Genomic DNA, 16,795 nt, shown 5'->3' with positions numbered 1-16,795 from the left:
TTTCCGGGCCGCTGGTCTCGTACGGCGTTCTGCCGTGGCTTTCCGGGCCGCTGGTCGCGCACGGTGCCCTGCCGTGCCGGGGTTGCCAGGTGGCTGGTCCCGTGTGGCGTCGTGGGGGCGCCGCACGGGATGAGGTGGCCGCGCTGCAGGCGGACCCGGCTCGGGGGCGTCGTGCGCAAGCCGTCCCCGCGGTCAGGGCCCGATCGGCCCTCGTCGCGAGGGCGGCGGAGAACGACTGCTCGATGATCGCGGCCGACGTCGCCGGGACGGCGAGACGTCCGGCGCCCGTGGCAGGGTCCAGCGAGTGCTGAACCGGCCGGAACAAGGCGAAACCGGATGGAGGCCGTTCCTCCATCCGGTTTCGTTGCCGGTCTGTCCGCGGTCGATGCTAGGCCCATGACCACCGCCGATTCCGCGAATCGGCGGGCCCTTGGATCACCGTGGGGCTATAGATGAGACTTTGATTACCGGCCAGGGACGGCCAGGCGGCCGACGATCGGCGAAGGGTGAGTGGTGAACCGTGAGGCCGAGTGGTGCGGGCCGCGCGCCGTCAGCTCGGGCGGGAGCCCGTGACCAGGTAGACGACGTCTCCGGCCACCCGCACCGCGTGGTCCGCGTACCGCTCGTAATATCGCCCGATCAATGTGATGTCGATCGCCGGCTCCACCCCGTGCGCCCATTCCTTGCTCAGGATGGCCCTGAAGAGGCGGCGGTGCAGCCGGTCCATCGCGTCGTCGTCCTGTTCGAGCTCCAGCGCCGAGTCCACGTCCCGGGAGGCCACGCAACTGCCGGCCTTGGTGACGATGTTCTCCGCGATCTGCCCCATCTCCAGGATGGTCGAGCGGATCTCCGGCGGGATCGCCGAGTCCGGGTGACGGAGGCGGGCGACCTTGGCGACGTGGACGGCCAGGTCGCCCATGCGCTCCAGGTCCGTGCCCATGCGCAGCGCCGTGATGACCATCCGCAGGTCCACCGCGACCGGCTGCTGCCTGGCCATCAGGTCGAAGATCGACGCCTCGATGTCGGCGAATACCGCGTTCACTTCCTCGTCGCGGGAGATGACGCTCTCAGCGAGCTGGAGGTCGGCGTCGAGGAGGGCCGTGGTGGCACGCGAAATGGCTGAGCGGACAAGCCTGGTCATCTCGACCAGCTTGTCGGTCAGCAAATCAAGTTCTTCGTGGTACGCGTCGCGCATGTCGTCACCGTACGTGCCCATCGATGAACGAACCCCAACAGTTAGATGAACTTTCCAGGAAAGGGGAGTTCATCCCTTGATGGGAGGGTCTGTCGCTTGGAAAACGCCACCTACCATCAAAGACATGAGTGAGATGGCCATGAGCTTCGCGGCCCTGGCCGGGTTCGTCGTGGGCGCCCTGGCGATCCTGTTCTTCCGCAATCAGATCGAGACCCGGAACCATACCGACACCACCGACGCCGTGGAGACGGGAGCCGCGCTGCCACAGGGTGTGGCGTCCGTGCTGGCCGTGCTTCCGTCGTCCGCGGTGGTGCTCGACGCGCATGACAAGGTGCTCCGAGCCAGCTCGGCGGCACGGGCGTTCGGGCTGGTCAAGGGCGATCGGCTGATGGCGGCGGAGCTGCTCGCGCTGGCCAGGCAGGTGCGCAGGGACGGCGAGATCCGCGAGAGCGAGATCGACGTCGCCGGGCACAAGTTCGGCCAGGAGACGACGAACTTCGCCGTCCGCGTGGCTCCGCTCGGCTCCTTCGGCCAGGTGCTGGTGCTCGCGGAGGACCAGACCGAGCGGCGCAGGGTCGAGGCCGTACGCCGTGACTTCGTCGCCAACGTCAGCCACGAGCTGAAGACCCCGGTGGGCGCGTTGAGCCTGCTGGCGGAGACCATCCAGGACGCGGCCGACGACCCCGAGGCGGTCACCCGCTTCGCGGGGCGCATGCAGCACGAGGCCGCCCGGCTCACCTACCTCGTACAAGACCTGATCACGCTCAGCAGGATCCAGGGCGCCGAGCCCATCCCCACGCCGGGCCAGGTCTCGATCGACGAGTCCATTCATGACGCCATCGACCACTGCAACACCAAGGCCGTCGCCAAGGACATCACGCTCGTCTCCGGCGGCACCGAGGGCCTGCGCATCTGGGGCGACGACGAGTTGCTCGTCACCGCGCTGCGCAACCTGATCGACAACGCCGTCGCCTACAGCCCCGAGCACACCCGGGTCGTCGTGAGTGTGCGGCCGGCGGGCGACTCGGTGGAGATCAGCGTCAGCGACCAGGGCATCGGCATACCCGAGGAATCCCTGGAGCGGATCTTCGAACGCTTCTTCCGCGTTGACGCGGCCAGGTCGCGTGCGACCGGCGGGACCGGGCTCGGCCTCGCCATCGTCAAGCACGTCGCCGCCGCGCACGCGGGTGAGGTGTCCGTCTGGAGCAAGGAAGGGTCCGGCTCCACTTTCACACTCCGCCTGCCCGCCTTCGGCGGTACGGCGGTGCCAGTACCACCCTCGATTCCCCTGGAGACAGCCCTGTGACTGAGCGAAGCGAAGGAACAATTGGACGCAGCCCTCTGCTGGGCATGAGGCCGACGAAGGAGCGCTCATGACCCGAGTACTCGTGGTGGAGGACGAGGAGTCCTTCTCCGATGCATTGTCCTACATGCTGCGTAAGGAGGGCTTCGAGGTGTCGGTCGCGGCGACCGGACCCGAGGCGCTCGACACATTCGACCGCAACGGCGCCGATCTGGTGCTGCTCGACCTGATGCTGCCGGGACTGCCTGGCACAGAGGTGTGCCGCTCGCTCCGCCAGCGCTCCAAGGTCCCGGTGATCATGCTGACCGCCAAGGACAGCGAGATCGACAAGGTGGTGGGCCTGGAGCTGGGCGCCGACGACTATGTGACCAAGCCGTTCTCCTCACGCGAGCTCGTGGCCCGCATCCGCGCGGTCCTGCGTCGCCAGGGCGACGTCGTGGAGGAGCTGGAGACGGCGGTGCTGGCCGTCGGCCCGGTGCGGATGGACGTGGACCGCCACGTCGTCGCGGTACGCGGCGAGCAGGTGCAACTCCCGCTCAAGGAGTTCGAACTGCTGGAGGTGCTGCTGCGCAACGCCGGCCGGGTGCTGACCCGCGGCCAGCTCATCGACCGCGTCTGGGGCGCCGACTACGTGGGCGACACCAAGACCCTGGACGTGCACGTCAAGCGCCTGCGCGCCAAGATCGAGTCCGACCCGTCCAACCCGCGCTGCATCCTGACCGTGCGCGGCCTGGGCTACAAGTTCGACGCCGTCGAAGAGTGACAACCCTTGTTCCGGTGCGCGGAGCCGTACCGGAACAAGGGTTTCGCACGGGTCAGTGAGCCTCTTCCGCCGGGGAGGCGGAGGGCGTCGACGCGGGCGTCGGTGCAGGGGTGGCGTTTGGGGCCGGGGGGTAGTCCTTGAACTCGCGGCTGCGCGTGACCACAGGCACGTCCATGGACATGCTCCCGGCGTTGGCGAACTGGAGGTCCAGGCGGATGGTCTCACCGCCTCTGAGGCTCTTGGGGAGCCCCTCCAGGATGATCTGCGGAGTGGGCTTGCCGGTGTTCACGAGCTGGTTGCTCGGGAGCTGGATCGGGGCCGTGAGCTTCACCGTGCCCATAGTCCCCGCCGAGACCGCCTGCAGCGTGTCGGGGGCGGCGGCGTTGTTGAGGATGTTCAGGTAGATCGGCACGGAACCGCGCCAGGCGATCTGTGCCCCGGAGTCGGGCCCGAGGATGAACGCCTGCGGGATGTTGATGCCGCTGTCGTCGCCGTACTTGCCCTGCTCGATGAGCACCTGCGCCTCGTTGGGCTTGTACGGCCTGTTGGTGGTGGCGTCGAATCCGGCCCCGCAGCCCGCGATCGCGGGGGCTGCCAAGAACGCGGCGGCTACGACAATCCAGCGACGGCTGGTCACGGACGGGTTCTCCTTGGTCTTACGCGGGTCTCACACATGCCCGATGAGCGGATCTTGAGGGGGTCTCGCGCATGCGTGATGGGCAGCGCCCACCATATCCATCTGAATGCATGGTCATATCCGCGCCCCCGCAGGTCATTAGCCATGTCCGCATATGCGATTCATAGAGTTGACCACTTGTCAAGCCCCAATATGCGGCTTTGACCTGCAGTTATGAGGATTTCACTGTTCCGGGAGGCTGTGGATGCGTGGTACCCTGGAGTACAGCGGAAGGGGTACTTGTCACATGACTTTCCAGGTCGGCGACACTGTCGTCTACCCCCACCATGGGGCTGCTCGGATCGAAGCAATCACGACGCGATCCATCAAGGGTGAGGAAAAGACCTACCTGGTGCTCAAGGTCGACAAGGGCGACCTTACCGTCCAGGTGCCAGCCGAAAACGCAGAACTCGTCGGTGTGCGCGATGTTGTCGGCCAGGAAGGCCTTGAGCGGGTTTTCGACGTCCTTCGGATGCCGCACACAGAAGAGCCCACCAACTGGTCTCGTCGCTACAAGGCCAATTTGGAGAAGCTCGCCTCCGGCGATGTCAACAAGGTCGCCGAGGTGGTTCGGGACCTGTGGCGGAGGGACCGCGAGCGTGGTCTGTCCGCGGGTGAGAAGCGCATGCTCGCCAAGGCACGCCAGATCCTCGTGAGCGAGCTGGCCTTGGCCGAGAAGACCAATGAGGACAAGGCTGAGGCCCTTCTCGACGAGGTCCTCAACTCCTGAACACGAACTTTCCACGGGTGGGCGTCGGGGTCGACGTCCACCCGTTCGCTTCGGGAGACTCGGGCCGCGAGCTCAACCTGGCCGGCCTGCACTGGCCCGGCGAGATCGGGCTCGAAGGCCACTCCGACGGCGACGCCGCCGCGCACGCGGCCTGCGACGCGTTGCTGTCGGCCGCCGGCCTCGGCGATCTGGGCCGGCTGTTCGGCACCGCGGACCCGCGCTGGGCGGGCGCCTCGGGTGCCGCCCTGCTTGGGGAGACCGCACGCCAGGTGCGGGCCGCCGGCTACGAGATCGGCAACGTGGCCATCCAGGTGATCGGCAACCGGCCCAAGCTGGCGCCGCGCCGTACGGAAGCCGAAAAAGCGCTCAGCGCGGCCGTGGGCGCGCCCGTGAGCGTCAGCGCCACCACCACGGACGGGCTCGGGCTCACCGGCCGCGGAGAGGGCATCGCGGCGCTCGCCACCGCACTGGTGGTCGAGACCGCGGGCAACCTTTCCTGAGGGCCGGGCGTCAAACGTTGGGATGCGTGAGGGTGTCCCGGCGGGGCGTCCACGGCCCGCCGAGTTCGGAGGCGGCGGTTCGTCACTGGCGCGGTACGGGCCGCCGCCTTCCTCGGATATTTGGCCAGCTCAGCGGGTAGGTATTTCCTGAGATGTGAACGTCTCGGGGGGAGCTGCACATGATCGGCGCGATCATTTCCGCGATTATCATCGGTGCCATCGTCGGTGCGCTGGCCCGGCTGCTGGTGCCCGGCCGGCAGAAGATGTCCATCGGCCTGACCCTCATCGTCGGCATCGTGGCCGCCCTGATCGGCACGCTCATCGCGCAGGCGACCGGCCTGGCCGACACCAGAGGGATCGACTGGATCGAGCACCTGCTCCAGCTCGTCCTGGCGATCATCGGCGTCCTCCTGGTGACGCGGATGGGAGTCTCAGGGCGTTCCGGGCGCTTCGGAAGAAAATCGACCTGACCTGCTCGTTCTTTGAATCAGCGATTAATCGCTGCGGATCGGGTAGCGACCTCCCCGTGAGAGTGAACCGCTCAGTCTCACGGGGAGGTTTCGTAACATGACCATCGAATCCATCCTCGGCGCCATCGTGATTGGCGCCGTGATTGGCGCAATAGGCCGCCTGCTCCTTCCCGGCAGGCAGGCGATCGGGTGGATCCTCACCATCGTGGTCGGCATCGTGGCCGCACTGCTCGGCACGCTGATAGCCCAGCAGCTCGGCGTGAAGACCACGCCCGGCATCGACTGGATCGAACTGGTGATGCAGGTGGTGCTGGCCGTTGTCGGCGTCGGACTGGTCGCGGGGCTGCGCCGCGGCTCCCGCACCTAGGTGTGACACACGGCCCGCCCCGGGGCTGCTGGCGCTCCCGGGGCGGGGCCCGTGTCAGTCCTCCGGACGGCGCGGAGTGCTGCGGAGACGGCCTGAGGGGGCCGGGGTGTCGTCCCCGACCACGGGGTGCGGGGCCGTGTCCTCTAACTCGCTCTGGCGGCGCTCGGCGGTGTCCGCGGTCTCCGGGCCGTGTTCCGGGTCCGGGTGGGTGGGTCCGTCGTCTATGACGGGGTGGGGCTGGGTGTCGGCGTCCCGGTTGTCGTCGGGGGTGCGAGGGTGGACGAGGACGTCGGTGGGCTTGACCCGGTCACCCCACCTGACGGGTCGCGTCTCCGGCTCTGGCTCCGGCTCGGGTTCTGGCGCTGGTGCCGGCTCGGGCTCGGGCTCGGGGGCCGCCTCCGGCTCCGGCTCGTTGTACGGCTGCGGCTCGGGGTGCGATCGGGGCTGCGGCACGGGCTCTGGCCGCGGCCGTGGCACGGTCTCCTGGTACGGCTCCGGCTCCTGGTAGGGCTCCGGCTGATGTGCCGGCTCGTGCCCTGGCTCGTTGCCTGGCTCTTGGTCTGGCCCGTCGGCCGGGGTGGTGGGCCATTCGGTCACCCGCTCGGTCACCCGCGCCGAAATCGGCGGGGTCGCGGCGTCGACCGGCTCGGTGGTGGGCGCTTCGGCCGGGTGGAGGCGGTGGAAGGGCACGATGTCCTGCTCGGCCGTGCTCTCGTCCGGGCCGGGCCCCGCATCCCGCCGGGCCTGGACGTGCTTGATCAACAGCAGCCAGAGCCACAACGCCAGTGCCAGCATGACCCAGGGTGCCAGGGCCACGCCCACGGCCGTCTGACGCACGTCGAAGGTGAAACGCACCGCCGTCGCCACATTGACCGCCGCTGCCGCCACGATCAGCAGGACGAGCACGAACGCCGCCTGCACGCGTACCAGCAGGTTGGCGGGGCGCAGCAGCAGCATGGCGATCAGCGCGACCAGCAGGAGCGCGTCGAAGGCCGCCGGATAGAGGAAGGCGAGGTCTTGGCGGGCCTCACCGGTGACGGCCAGCGCGCGCAGGTCGTCGAAGGAGAGCGCGCATGCCGCCCCGGTCAGGGCCGCGACCGCGAGCCCGGCCAGGGCGATGCCCAGGCGGCGGAGCATTGAGGGGGGAGTCACGTCCATGGCGGTTCGAGCCTACAGAAGAATGGAGGCCAGGACCGATCAAGGGGAGAGACATGGCCGAGCTGTCGGAAGAAGCCCGCACACTCCTGAGCGCACCCAACTTCGCCACGGTGACCAGCATCAACCCCGACGGAGGGCCGCACTCGACGGTCGTGTGGGTGCGTACGGACGGCGACGACGTGTTGTTCTCGACCGTGAAGGGGCGCGTGAAGCCACGGAACTTCGCGCGTGACGCGCGGGCCAGCCTGCTGGTGATCGACCCGGCGAACCCGTACCGCTACGTGGAGGTGCGGGGGCGTGTGTCGCTGACCGACGACCCGACGGGGGCGCTCATCGAGGAGCTCTCGCAGAAGTACCAGGGGAAGGCGTGGGTGGAGCACCCGGGCGCCGAGCGGCTCATCGTCCGGCTCACACCGGACAAGGTGACGTTGCGGGGCTGATTTATCGCCGGGACGGCGGGATTTATCGGCGTGACCAGCCCTCCGAGGCGTTAGCCTTGCGTTTGTGAGCCTGCACATCTACGACACCAGTACGCGCGCCATCCGTGAATTCGTTCCGGTCGAAGCCGGCCGGGCGTCGATTTACCTGTGTGGGGCGACCGTGCAGGCTCCACCGCATATCGGACATATCCGCTCGGGCGTGAACTTCGACGTGCTCCGGCGGTGGCTCGCTCGTTCCGGATATGACGTGACGTTCTGCCGCAATGTCACGGACATCGACGACAAGATCATCAGGGTCTCGGCCGAGGAGAGCGTGCCCTGGTTCGTGGTGGCCGAGCGCAACCAGCGGGCCTTCACGTGGGCGTACGACACGCTGGGCTGCCTGCCGCCGACCGTCGAGCCGCGGGCCACGGGCCACGTGCCCGAGATGATCACGCTCATGGAGCGGCTGATCTCGCGCGGGCACGCCTACGCCTCCGGCGGCGACGTCTACTTCGACGTACGGTCCTACGCCGACCACTACGGCAAGCTCTCCAACCAGAAGCTGGAGAACATGCGGGCGGCGGCCGACACCGACGACGAGACCTGCAAGCGCGACCCGCGCGACTTCGCCCTGTGGAAGGGCGAGAAGCCGGGCGAGCCGACCTGGCCGACCCCCTGGGGGCCCGGGCGTCCCGGCTGGCACCTGGAGTGCTCGGCGATGGCGACGAAATATCTGGGCCCGACGTTCGACATCCACGGCGGCGGGATCGACCTGATCTTCCCGCACCACGAGAACGAGATCGCCCAGTCGCAGGCGGCCGGAGACGGGTTCGCGCGCTACTGGATGCACAACGGCATGCTCAAGATCGGCGCGGAGAAGATGAGCAAGTCGCTCGGAAACTCGCTGCTGATCCCCGAGATGGTGCAGAAGGTGCGCCCGGTCGAGCTGCGCTACTACCTGGCGGCCCCGCATTACCGTTCCTCGATCGACTACTCGGAGGAGGCGCTGCTCGAGGCGGCCGCCGCCTACCAGCGGATCGAGGGCTTCGTGACGCGCGCCGCCGAGGTCATCCACGACGTGGACGCCGACGCGCCGCTGCCCCAGGCGTTCGCCGACGCCCTCGACGACGACCTCGGCACCCCTCAGGCGCTGGCCGTGGTGCACGAGGTGGTGCGCGAGGGCAACGTGGCGCTGTCCAAGGGGGACAAGGAGGCCGTGGCGCGACTCCTGGCCGAAACCCAGAACATGCTGGACGTGCTGGGCCTCGACCCGCGTTCACCGCAGTGGCGGGGAGCCGGGTCGGATCTTACGCCGGTGGTGGACGCGCTGGTGGCGGTGGCGCTGGGGCAGCGGAAGTCGGCTCGGGAGCGCAAGGACTACGCGGCCGCGGACGCGATCAGGGACCAGTTGGCGGCGGCGGGGATCACGGTGGAGGACACGCCGCACGGGGCTCGGTGGGAGTTGAGCCGCTAAGGGCCCGGTTCTCGGTCCAGGGATGGGTGGGCCGGAGGGCTCGCCTATCGCGCGCCTGGGTGGATGCCCTCCCCGGCTCGACAGCGAGTTGCCCGGCCCGGACGGCGCGCCGTTGCCGTTCGACCGCACGCTCGTCTGCAAGCCGTCAGCGAGTTCGAAGCGGCCGGAGAGCCGATCACCTTCGCCACAGTCGCCCGACGCGCCCAGGCGTCCTCCTGGCTCGTCTACTCGCCCGGCATCAAGGCGACAGTCCAGGCCGCCCGGGACCGTCAACGCACGACACCGGCTCTCGCGAGCTCGGCCCCGCTGGAGCGCGCCTCGGCTGGCCTGCGCACCGATCTGGCTCCGGCCCGCGCTGAGATCACCCGGCCGCGGCGGGAACGTGACACGTTGCGCACCGGCATGCGACGCGGCTGGCCGGCCACTTCCATAAACTATGAATATAAAACTGTTATGCTTCGAGTATGAGTCGTCAAGACACCGCTCCTGGCGCGTCCGCCGCCATCGGGGCAGCCCTCTACGGCCTGGCCACCAGGGCCACGAGACGCCTGCCCCGGGACATGAGCCTGACGTCCGCCGCCACCCTGGCCACCCTGGACCGGACCGGCCCGCGGCGCATCACCGATCTGGCCGCGGTCGAGGGCGTCACCCAGCCCGCGATGACCGCCCTGGTCCGGGTGATGGAGGAGTCCGGCCTGGTCGAGCGGCGGGACGACGCGTCCGACAAGCGGGTCACGCTGGTGTGCCTGACCGAGGCCGGCTCCTCCTATGTCCGGACGCGGCGTCAGGCGGGCGTCCACGCGTTCGAGCGGTTGATCGGCGAGCTCACCGGCGACGAGGTCGAGGCGCTGGTGGCGGCCCTTCCGGCGCTGAAGCATCTGGCAGAGCTCGAAAGCCAGGACCGCGAAGGGCCGAAGCAGTGACCGGGCAGCCGGTCGGCGAGGGCGCGGTGAAGGCGTTCCCGGTGGCGCGTTCCGAAGCGCGGCTGCTGGTCCCCGCCCTGATATTCATCGCTCTGGTCGTGGCGGCGGTCGCCAGCCTCGGGACGCCGCTCATCACCAGCGTGGCGACCTCGTTCCACGTCTCGCTCGGCAGCGCGCAGTGGACGCTGACCGTCGCGCTGCTCAGCGGCGCCGTCGCCACGCCGGTCCTGGGCCGGCTCGGAGCCGGCCCGCACCGGCGGGTCGCGATCCTCGTCACGCTGGCGGTCGTCGTCGTCGGCAGCGCGCTCACCGTGCTGCCGCTGCCGTTCGCGTGGCTGCTGGCCGGCAGGGCGGCCCAGGGCGTCGGGCTCGGGTTGACGGCGCTGATGATGGGCGTGGCCCGGGACCACCTCCCCGAGGAGCGCAGCGCGGCCGTGATCTCTCTGATCTCGGTGGTCTCGATCATCGGGGCCGGCGTCGGCTACCCGCTGGCCGCACTGCTCGCCGAGCTCGGCGGGGTACGGGCCGCCTACGGCCTCGGCCTGGTCGTCACCGCCGCCGCCCTCCTGACCGCGTGGCGCTCCATGCCCGAAGCCCCCGAAGGCCGCTCCGCCCACGTGGACGTGGCAGGCGCGGTCGTCCTGGCCGCTGCGCTGCTCCTGGTGCTGTTCCTCGCCGGCGAACGGAATCTGTGGAGCCGGCACCTCGTCGTGGCGGCGGGCCTCGCCGTCGTCGCGGTGGTGCTGCTCTGCCTCTGGGCCGTCATCGAGCTGCGCAGCACGACGCCCCTGGTCGATGTGCGGGCGGTGCGGCACCCGGCGGTCGCCGGGGCGAACCTCGCCATGTTCGTCGGCGGGATCGGCATGTACCTCCTGCTCACGCTCATCACCCGGTACGCGCAGACGCCGCACGGCGCCGGCTACGGCTTCGGGCTGACGACCTTCGTCGCCGGGCTGGTCCTCATCCCGTTCTCGGTGCTGGGGTTCGTCGCCGGCAAGCTCACGCCGCGAGTCCGGACGCGGATCGCCGACCCCCTGCTCCTGGCCGGCAGCGCCGTCGTGGTCGGCGGCGGGTTCGCCCTGTTCGCGGCGGCCCGGTCGGACCTGGCCGAACTGTTCGCGGCGATGGGCGTGCTCGGCTTCGGCGTTGGCGGCTTCTCGGCCGCGATGCCCGGCGTCATCCTGGCCGTCACCCCCAAGAGCGAGACGTCGAGCGCCATGAGCTTCAACTACGTCGTCCGCAGCGTCGGGTACTCCCTGGGCAGCGCCATCGGCGGCCTGATCCTCGCCGCGGGCACCGGCCCCGGCCACCTCTTCCCCGACGACAGCGCCTACACCACCGCGGCGCTGGTCGGCATCGGCGCCATGGCGATCACGACGCTGACAAGCCTCGCTCTCGCCCGCCGACGCTCGTCCGAGACCAACTCGTAAGTCACATGCACTCATCTCAACACTGGAGGTTCCATGCCCAAGGGCTACTGGGTCAGCGTCTACCGCACCATTTCAGATCCTGAGAAGCTGGCTGCTTACAACAAGCTGGCCGGTCCGGCCGTCAAGGCCGGGGGCGGTCGGGCCCTCGTCCGTGGCGGTCGGGTCGAGGCGCGTGACGCCGGAATCGCCGAGCGCACCGTCCTGATCGAGTTCGACAGCTTCGAGCAGGCCGTCGCGGCGTACGAGAGTGCGGCCTACCAGGAGGCGCTGGTCGCCCTCTCCGACGGCGTCGAGCGCGACTTCCGCATCGTCGAAGGCATCGACTGACCGAGGTCCAGTCGGATCTTCACTGAAGATCCACCAAGCGCGAGGAAGTGCAGGCCGTGGCGCTTGTGCTTCCCCGAATAGTTCTTGCGGTTGTCCTTGCCGGTGCGGCGGCGGGTGGGGATGAGGGTGCCGTCGATCAGCACGGCCTCCCCGCCGCGTCTGGCGACCTCGGCCAGGGCGCGGTCCAGGCGCGGTGCCCCGGCCGTCAGCAGGGCGACGACCTCGTCGGTCCAGCGGCGGATCGTCGTGGCCGCGATGACGTTACCGCCGGCTTCGCCACCGGAACGGCCAGAGTCTCAGCGCTCCGCCAGCTCGTCCTGCAAGCCCCCGCACCAGTCATCGCCAACTCCCTCGGCTTCCACCACAAGACCACCACGTACTCGGTGCTTTACGTCCGACGGCGGTGCAGATTCATGACGTGGGCTGAGGTGGCTGTTGTCCCGAGTACCCTTGTTGGCATGGCAGCAGGCGGTAGGGGTTCGGGCAGGCCCGCGAAGAAGAAGGGCCCCTCCAAGGGCGCCGGAGGACAGGGCCGCCGGGCGCTCGAGGGCCGGGGCGCGACCCCGCCCGCCGAGATGCGCCATTGGTACAAGGACAAGGCTCACGCCCAGCGCATCGCCCGCGAGGAGCAGGGAGGCGCACGGCGTACGGCCTCGGTGAGGCAGCGGCGCTCCGAGGACGCCCCCGAATACATCGGCGGCCGCAACCCCGTCCTGGAGGCTCTGCAGGCGGGCGTGCCGTCCAGCGCGCTCTACATCGCGCAGCGCCTCGACAACGACGACCGCGTACGCGACTCCATCAAGATCGCCGCTGAGCGCGGCATCGCCCTCCTCGAGGTCAGCCGCGACAAGCTCGACCGCATGACGGAGGGCGCCGTCCACCAGGGCATAGCGCTCCAGATCCCGGCCTACGACTACGCACACCCGTCCGACCTGGTGGACCTCGCGCAGGACGCGGCGGAGATCCCCCTGATCGTGGCCCTCGACTCGGTCACCGACCCCCGCAACCTCGGCGCCATAGCCCGCTCCGCCACCGCCTTCGGCGCCCACGGCCTGCTCATCCCCTCCCGCCGCTCGGCCGGCGTCACAGGAGGCGCCTGGAAGACGTCCGCGGGCACCCTGGCCAACCTCCGCGTGGCACGTGCGGCCAACCTGACGGCGGCACTGCGCGAATACCGAGAGGCCGGTCTGTTCGTCGTGGGCCTCGACGGCGCCGGCAAAACCGACCTTGACGAGGTCGAGCTCCTGACCGAGCCGCTGGTGATCGTCGTGGGCTCGGAGGGGAAGGGGCTTTCGCGACTGGTCCGCGAGCAGTGCGACGTGGTGACGCGCATCCCGATGCGAGCCGCAGCGGAGTCACTCAACGCGGGAGTGGCGGCCGGGGTGGCCCTGTACGAAGTCGCTCGTCACAGACGTCCCTAGCGTCTACACTGGTAGGCCGTGCCGACGTAGCTCAATCGGCAGAGCATCTGTCTTGTAAACAGAAGGTCAGGGGTTCGATTCCCCTCGTCGGCTCTGCAACAGGAAGCCCCTGAACAGACGTTATGCCGTCAGGGGCTTCCTGGTTTGTCAGGACAACATCGGGATCTTGCTAACAGGCTTGCTAACCAAGAGCCCTTGTAAGGCGTTCCAGCTGTTCAAACACAGGCTGACATCACCGACAACGCCGCCCCACTGCTGGCCGCGATTCATGGTCAAGCGACGCGTACCGAGTGAGGCCCAACGCTGATCGTCACATCGACGTGGCCACCAAGAGCGGCTGCGTAGGCGCGGATGGTCTCGAGTTCCATCGAGTCCAGATCGCCGTTCTCGATCTGGGATACGCGCGCCTGCGAGATCCCGAGCGCGGCAGCTACCTCAGACTGCGTCTTGCCGACGGACTTGCGCAGTTCCTTCAGGTGATGGCCTGCGACATAGGCATCCAGGTGGGCATCGGCGCCGGCCTGCCGCTGAGGGTCGGCCAGTTCGGGGTACAACCGGTGCGCTTCCGCCTTGACCTCACGCCAGTTGCGTCCTGGGCTCATTGTTTGTCCTCCCTCTTCTTCTCAGCCGACTTCGCGGCGCGGTACTCGGCGTAGCGTGCTTTGGCCAGTGGGATCGCTTCCTCGTACCAGCGCGACCATCTGCCCGCTTTGTCGCCCGCTACGAGGAAGATAGCTTCCCTATCCGGATCGAAAACGAACACGATTCTAATCTCGCTTCGCTTCCGTGAGCCTGGGCGTAGCTCCTTGAGGTTACTCATGTCGCCGTCTATCAGGGTGTCGACCAGTGGACGCCCTAGGGCGGGGCCGACCTCTGCAAGGCGGTCGATGGCTCTCTCGATCAGAACAGCGGAGTCTGGGTCGCTCTCGCAGAGCTTGAGGAACCATGATTCGACAGGCTCAAGCAGCACGATCTCCCAGGCCATACAGGCAGTATAATGTGTGGCTTATGGCCACGCTAGCGGATGGTCCAACGGCATTGATGCGAGTTGCGGAGGCGTGAGCTTCCGTGACCGGCTGGACTCATGGCGGGCATGTCGGATAACCGTGTGCTCAACACGGGGGCGGCCGGGGGTCAACCAAGATCGGAAGCCAAATATCTCTACGGTTTACACCGGCCGAATGCACGAGGACCGGGCAGCGGCTTCTAGGCCGGATGACGCGTGGGCTGAAATCTGCCCACGGCGCCGGCTACTCCCTTCGGTCGCCGCTTCGGCCATGCCCGGCCCCAACCCTGATCAGTGCGAAGGGAAGCCGTGGCCCTCATGTCGTCCCAGCCGTGCGGCCTGTGGGCGCAACGGCCCTGCGATGAGCGAGCCACGGCATGCTCCTGGTCAGGACTTCTTGACCACCTTGATTTCGTGGACCACGATGTCCGACCCGTGGACAGAGACAGGCTTCAGGACGAGGTCGTCCTCAAAGAAACGCATGTGGCAACTGAAGTAAGCAGGGCCGCCCCTGTAGCCGGTCGCCCGTTCCTGAAGCCACTGGAGTAGCGGACCCAGCAGATCAAGGTCATCAGGGTGGAACGCCAGGTCATGGGAGGGGGCGACGGCGTCCCACCACGGTGCGAAACCGCCGCTCACCCTCCGTTCTCACTCTTGTTTCACTTATCGATATTCGATAGATTGCCATCGTAGCTCGATGGGAGGATGGGTCATGGGGAAGCTGGCAGTGCGTGCGCTTCGCGCCGTGCTCGTGGTGGTGTTCGCTGGCACCGTGTTCGTACAGGCATCGATGCTGTGGGTGTTGGTCAGCGGGAGTGACCCGGAGGACGGGTCACTCCCGCTGACTCCGCTGCGCGTGATCACGATCCTGGGCATGGTGTCGGGCCAGGTCGCCCTGGTCTGTGTATGGCGGCTGGTGGCGATGGTGCGACGCGGAACCGTGTTCTCCCACGCCGCCTTCCGGTACGTGGACGCCGTGATCGGCGCGATCGTGGCGGCTGCCCTCCTGTGGTTCGCGGTCACGGCCCTCAACGCGCCGGCCCAGCGGGACGACCCAGGCGTCACCGTCATCATGGGCGGAATCGGCCTGGCCATCCTGGGGGTCGCGCTCATCGTGCTCGTGCTGCGGATGCTGCTTGCCCAGGCTGTCGCGCGCGACGGCGAAGCGGCGCAGATGCAGGCCGAGTTGGACGAGGTTATCTGATGCCAATCGTCGTCGACATCGACGTGATGTTGGCCAGGCGGAAGATGTCCGTGGGCGACCTCGCGGACCGCGTAGGTATCACGCCCGCCAACCTGGCGGTACTCAAGAACGGCCGCGCCAAGGCGGTGCGCTTCACGACGCTCGCCGCGCTCTGCGAGGTACTCCAGTGCCAGCCGGGCGACCTGCTGCGCTGGGAGGCCGAGGGCGCCGCGGGCGGATGACGTGTCCCAGGGCGGGCATGAAAACGCCTGGCACCACCGGCCCCTGACACGCCACGTGGACCGCATGGACGTGATCGCCGATCGCTGGCAGCACCGTTTCGACTCCGTTGAGTAGATTCCGGTTGGTCTGCACCGCACAGTCCTGGTCGCCCTCTCCACCGCGGAAGGGCGGGGGTTCGCCGTTGGGCGGGCAGCCAGGGCCTCGCGGTAGTCAGTTGACGCCCGATTCGTGACGATCTGTCAGTTCAACGGGATTCCTCGAGCGATGGGTCAGAAGGTCTCGGGATGGCCGCGCCAAGGATCGGCCGTCGAAGATGTTGCTGGGTAAGCATGACTCCCGTGATACGGCTTGCGATCGCTAGGGCCACCTGGATGGCATTGTGAATCTGGTCGGTGGCTTCCGGGTCGATGCCGAGATCCCGGAGATGGTCGTTGAGCCGGTTCGGGTCGCTTCCCTGCCGGTCGTTATGTGGGGATCTCGGGTTGATGTCGGTGACGAGCACCCCGTCGACGGCGTAGGCGAGGTGGTGCCGGGCGGCGAAGTCATGCCGCATTACTGCCACGGCCTCGCCACCGCCGCGTGACAGGCTTGCGAGCCTTTTGTGGTCTGCTCCGCGCCAGCCGCTGTCCTCGATGGCGACGGCCCAGCCGCCGATCTGGAGCGCGGTGATGATCTGAGGGCTTTCAGGCGTTGAGTGTTCCTCGTCGGTGATGGTGCGGATGTCTTCGGCGGCGGCACCCAACCGGCGAAGCACCTCATGCTCGTCGATTCCTCGAGCGAAGACGATGGTGTAGATGGCGCCGGGCGGACCATTCTTCTGCCAGTCGAAGTCCTCTGGCGATGGGCCCGGAGTCCTCGCCGAAGCACGTACGAGCTCGATCTTCCCGGCTTGCTCGTAGGCCTCGGGATGAACGGCGAAAAAGGCCTCGACGATCTTCTCTGCGATCCGTCCCCGCTCGCTCACCGGGTATCCATTTGCCTGTGCCCATTCCCGTATGGCGAGGTCTAAGGATCTGTCCGGGAGGAGGCGGGTAATGCGCAGAGGTGTGAATCCCGGCTGTGGCATGCGGGGAATCTACTGCCCTGAGGAACTCGGCGTCTGCCCGGAGGGAATGCCGGGGTCTCTGAGGCAGCTCGCGGGACTCTGGCTCGCAGACGGTTGAATCGATCGACGGTACATCATGGAGCATGTGTGCGTTCAGCA

21 protein-coding genes and 1 tRNA gene are annotated in these 16,795 nt (G+C 68.1%); 15 read left to right on the top strand and 7 right to left on the bottom strand.

The genetic code is table 11. The annotated features are described in order from the left end of the window. Window positions 1–550 precede the first annotated feature (550 nt). Window positions 551–1,195 (bottom strand): phosphate signaling complex protein PhoU, encoded by a 645-nt coding sequence (gene phoU / locus ABGB18_RS42105; RefSeq protein WP_347701289.1) that lies wholly within the window; start codon window positions 1,193–1,195, stop codon window positions 551–553. Window positions 1,196–1,319: 124 nt separating this feature from the next. On the opposite strand from phoU, the gene ABGB18_RS42100 reads away from it, so the two are divergent. Further along, entirely contained in the window at window positions 1,320–2,501 is a 1,182-nt protein-coding gene (locus tag ABGB18_RS42100; RefSeq protein WP_347701288.1) for an ATP-binding protein, read from the top strand. Between the two features lie 67 nt (window positions 2,502–2,568). Further along, window positions 2,569–3,261, top strand: a complete 693-nt coding sequence (locus tag ABGB18_RS42095; protein ID WP_080043325.1) for a response regulator transcription factor — start codon at window positions 2,569–2,571, stop codon at window positions 3,259–3,261. A gap of 52 nt (window positions 3,262–3,313) precedes the next feature. Here the strand turns inward: ABGB18_RS42095 and ABGB18_RS42090 are convergent, their stop codons facing one another. Next, on the bottom strand, window positions 3,314–3,898 hold the full coding sequence (locus ABGB18_RS42090; protein WP_347701287.1) for a copper chaperone PCu(A)C: 585 nt from the start codon (window positions 3,896–3,898) through the stop codon (window positions 3,314–3,316). 286 nt (window positions 3,899–4,184) lie between these two features. Here ABGB18_RS42090 and ABGB18_RS42085 point away from each other — a divergent pair, with 286 nt between their 5' ends. From ABGB18_RS42085 to ABGB18_RS42070, 4 genes are all read left to right on the top strand, one after another. Continuing rightward, window positions 4,185–4,667 (top strand): CarD family transcriptional regulator, encoded by a 483-nt coding sequence (locus ABGB18_RS42085; RefSeq protein ID WP_020544658.1) that lies wholly within the window; start codon window positions 4,185–4,187, stop codon window positions 4,665–4,667. Window positions 4,668–4,684: 17 nt separating this feature from the next. After that, entirely contained in the window at window positions 4,685–5,167 is a 483-nt protein-coding gene (gene ispF, locus ABGB18_RS42080) for a 2-C-methyl-D-erythritol 2,4-cyclodiphosphate synthase (protein WP_347701286.1), read from the top strand. 179 nt (window positions 5,168–5,346) lie between these two features. Next, a complete protein-coding gene (locus ABGB18_RS42075) occupies window positions 5,347–5,637 on the top strand; it encodes a GlsB/YeaQ/YmgE family stress response membrane protein (RefSeq protein ID WP_347701285.1) in 291 nt (96 codons plus the stop codon). A gap of 97 nt (window positions 5,638–5,734) precedes the next feature. Then, window positions 5,735–6,004 (top strand): GlsB/YeaQ/YmgE family stress response membrane protein, encoded by a 270-nt coding sequence (locus ABGB18_RS42070; protein WP_347701284.1) that lies wholly within the window; start codon window positions 5,735–5,737, stop codon window positions 6,002–6,004. 54 nt (window positions 6,005–6,058) lie between these two features. Here the strand turns inward: ABGB18_RS42070 and ABGB18_RS42065 are convergent, their stop codons facing one another. Further along, window positions 6,059–7,162, bottom strand: coding sequence for a DUF2637 domain-containing protein (locus ABGB18_RS42065; RefSeq protein ID WP_347701283.1), 1,104 nt, complete (start codon window positions 7,160–7,162; stop codon window positions 6,059–6,061). A 53-nt stretch (window positions 7,163–7,215) separates the two neighbouring features. Between ABGB18_RS42065 and ABGB18_RS42060 the strand changes: the two genes are divergently transcribed. The 7 genes from ABGB18_RS42060 to ABGB18_RS42030 all read left to right on the top strand — a co-directional run bounded on the left by ABGB18_RS42060 (window position 7,216) and on the right by ABGB18_RS42030 (window position 13,252). After that, the gene (locus tag ABGB18_RS42060) at window positions 7,216–7,602 is read left to right on the top strand and encodes a PPOX class F420-dependent oxidoreductase (RefSeq protein WP_347701282.1); all 387 of its coding nucleotides are present in this window, start codon (window positions 7,216–7,218) and stop codon (window positions 7,600–7,602) included. Window positions 7,603–7,666: 64 nt separating this feature from the next. Continuing rightward, window positions 7,667–9,058: a cysteine--tRNA ligase gene (gene cysS / locus ABGB18_RS42055; RefSeq protein WP_347701281.1), complete on the top strand. Its 1,392-nt coding sequence runs from the start codon at window positions 7,667–7,669 to the stop codon at window positions 9,056–9,058. Between the two features lie 464 nt (window positions 9,059–9,522). Continuing rightward, complete coding sequence (locus ABGB18_RS42050; RefSeq protein WP_347701280.1) at window positions 9,523–9,981, top strand: MarR family transcriptional regulator; 459 nt, start codon at window positions 9,523–9,525, stop codon at window positions 9,979–9,981. Beyond that, window positions 9,978–11,411, top strand: a complete 1,434-nt coding sequence (locus ABGB18_RS42045; RefSeq protein WP_347701279.1) for an MFS transporter — start codon at window positions 9,978–9,980, stop codon at window positions 11,409–11,411. Before ABGB18_RS42050 ends, ABGB18_RS42045 begins: the two co-directional genes overlap by 4 nt. A gap of 33 nt (window positions 11,412–11,444) precedes the next feature. Continuing rightward, the gene (locus ABGB18_RS42040) at window positions 11,445–11,738 is read left to right on the top strand and encodes a DUF1330 domain-containing protein (protein ID WP_347701278.1); all 294 of its coding nucleotides are present in this window, start codon (window positions 11,445–11,447) and stop codon (window positions 11,736–11,738) included. Between the two features lie 458 nt (window positions 11,739–12,196). Then, complete coding sequence (rlmB, locus tag ABGB18_RS42035) at window positions 12,197–13,159, top strand: 23S rRNA (guanosine(2251)-2'-O)-methyltransferase RlmB (RefSeq protein ID WP_347701277.1); 963 nt, start codon at window positions 12,197–12,199, stop codon at window positions 13,157–13,159. Window positions 13,160–13,179: 20 nt separating this feature from the next. Then, window positions 13,180–13,252 (top strand) — tRNA-Thr (locus ABGB18_RS42030). 179 nt (window positions 13,253–13,431) lie between these two features. On the opposite strand, the gene ABGB18_RS42025 is transcribed toward ABGB18_RS42030, so the two are convergent. From ABGB18_RS42025 to ABGB18_RS42015, 3 genes are all read right to left on the bottom strand, one after another. Continuing rightward, window positions 13,432–13,761, bottom strand: a complete 330-nt coding sequence (locus tag ABGB18_RS42025; protein WP_347701276.1) for a helix-turn-helix transcriptional regulator — start codon at window positions 13,759–13,761, stop codon at window positions 13,432–13,434. After that, window positions 13,758–14,144: a type II toxin-antitoxin system RelE/ParE family toxin gene (locus tag ABGB18_RS42020; RefSeq protein WP_347701275.1), complete on the bottom strand. Its 387-nt coding sequence runs from the start codon at window positions 14,142–14,144 to the stop codon at window positions 13,758–13,760. Before ABGB18_RS42020 ends, ABGB18_RS42025 begins: the two co-directional genes overlap by 4 nt. Before the next feature lie 408 nt (window positions 14,145–14,552). Then, window positions 14,553–14,804, bottom strand: a complete 252-nt coding sequence (locus ABGB18_RS42015) for a hypothetical protein (RefSeq protein WP_347701274.1) — start codon at window positions 14,802–14,804, stop codon at window positions 14,553–14,555. 106 nt (window positions 14,805–14,910) lie between these two features. On the opposite strand from ABGB18_RS42015, the gene ABGB18_RS42010 reads away from it, so the two are divergent. After that, on the top strand, window positions 14,911–15,369 hold the full coding sequence (locus ABGB18_RS42010; protein WP_347701273.1) for a DUF2975 domain-containing protein: 459 nt from the start codon (window positions 14,911–14,913) through the stop codon (window positions 15,367–15,369). Beyond that, entirely contained in the window at window positions 15,369–15,590 is a 222-nt protein-coding gene (locus tag ABGB18_RS42005; protein WP_347701272.1) for a helix-turn-helix transcriptional regulator, read from the top strand. The genes ABGB18_RS42010 and ABGB18_RS42005 overlap by 1 nt, the downstream gene beginning before the upstream one ends. Window positions 15,591–15,835: 245 nt before the next feature. Here ABGB18_RS42005 and ABGB18_RS42000 read toward each other — a convergent pair whose 3' ends face one another. Further along, window positions 15,836–16,657, bottom strand: a complete 822-nt coding sequence (locus tag ABGB18_RS42000) for a histone-like nucleoid-structuring protein Lsr2 (protein ID WP_347701271.1) — start codon at window positions 16,655–16,657, stop codon at window positions 15,836–15,838. Window positions 16,658–16,795 lie beyond the last annotated feature (138 nt).

The organism is Nonomuraea sp. B12E4, assembly GCF_039871825.1.
Lineage (GTDB): Bacteria > Actinomycetota > Actinomycetes > Streptosporangiales > Streptosporangiaceae > Nonomuraea.
The sequence above is the reverse complement of the archived record's forward strand: the minus strand, read 5'-3'. Positions and strand labels throughout refer to the sequence as shown.

Excerpts from the sequence above, each read along its gene's own strand:
- phoU (WP_347701289.1), bottom strand. The coding sequence starts at position 1,195 with ATGCGCGACGCGTACCACGAAGAACTTGATTTGCTGACCGACAAGCTG.
- ABGB18_RS42100 (WP_347701288.1), top strand. The coding sequence starts at position 1,320 with ATGAGTGAGATGGCCATGAGCTTCGCGGCCCTGGCCGGGTTCGTCGTG.
- ABGB18_RS42095 (WP_080043325.1), top strand. The coding sequence starts at position 2,569 with ATGACCCGAGTACTCGTGGTGGAGGACGAGGAGTCCTTCTCCGATGCA.
- ABGB18_RS42085 (WP_020544658.1), top strand. The coding sequence starts at position 4,185 with ATGACTTTCCAGGTCGGCGACACTGTCGTCTACCCCCACCATGGGGCT.
- ABGB18_RS42075 (WP_347701285.1), top strand. The coding sequence starts at position 5,347 with ATGATCGGCGCGATCATTTCCGCGATTATCATCGGTGCCATCGTCGGT.
- ABGB18_RS42070 (WP_347701284.1), top strand. The coding sequence starts at position 5,735 with ATGACCATCGAATCCATCCTCGGCGCCATCGTGATTGGCGCCGTGATT.
- ABGB18_RS42065 (WP_347701283.1), bottom strand. The coding sequence starts at position 7,162 with ATGGACGTGACTCCCCCCTCAATGCTCCGCCGCCTGGGCATCGCCCTG.
- ABGB18_RS42060 (WP_347701282.1), top strand. The coding sequence starts at position 7,216 with ATGGCCGAGCTGTCGGAAGAAGCCCGCACACTCCTGAGCGCACCCAAC.
- ABGB18_RS42050 (WP_347701280.1), top strand. The coding sequence starts at position 9,523 with ATGAGTCGTCAAGACACCGCTCCTGGCGCGTCCGCCGCCATCGGGGCA.
- ABGB18_RS42040 (WP_347701278.1), top strand. The coding sequence starts at position 11,445 with ATGCCCAAGGGCTACTGGGTCAGCGTCTACCGCACCATTTCAGATCCT.
- rlmB (WP_347701277.1), top strand. The coding sequence starts at position 12,197 with ATGGCAGCAGGCGGTAGGGGTTCGGGCAGGCCCGCGAAGAAGAAGGGC.
- ABGB18_RS42025 (WP_347701276.1), bottom strand. The coding sequence starts at position 13,761 with ATGAGCCCAGGACGCAACTGGCGTGAGGTCAAGGCGGAAGCGCACCGG.
- ABGB18_RS42020 (WP_347701275.1), bottom strand. The coding sequence starts at position 14,144 with ATGGCCTGGGAGATCGTGCTGCTTGAGCCTGTCGAATCATGGTTCCTC.
- ABGB18_RS42005 (WP_347701272.1), top strand. The coding sequence starts at position 15,369 with ATGCCAATCGTCGTCGACATCGACGTGATGTTGGCCAGGCGGAAGATG.
- ABGB18_RS42000 (WP_347701271.1), bottom strand. The coding sequence starts at position 16,657 with ATGCCACAGCCGGGATTCACACCTCTGCGCATTACCCGCCTCCTCCCG.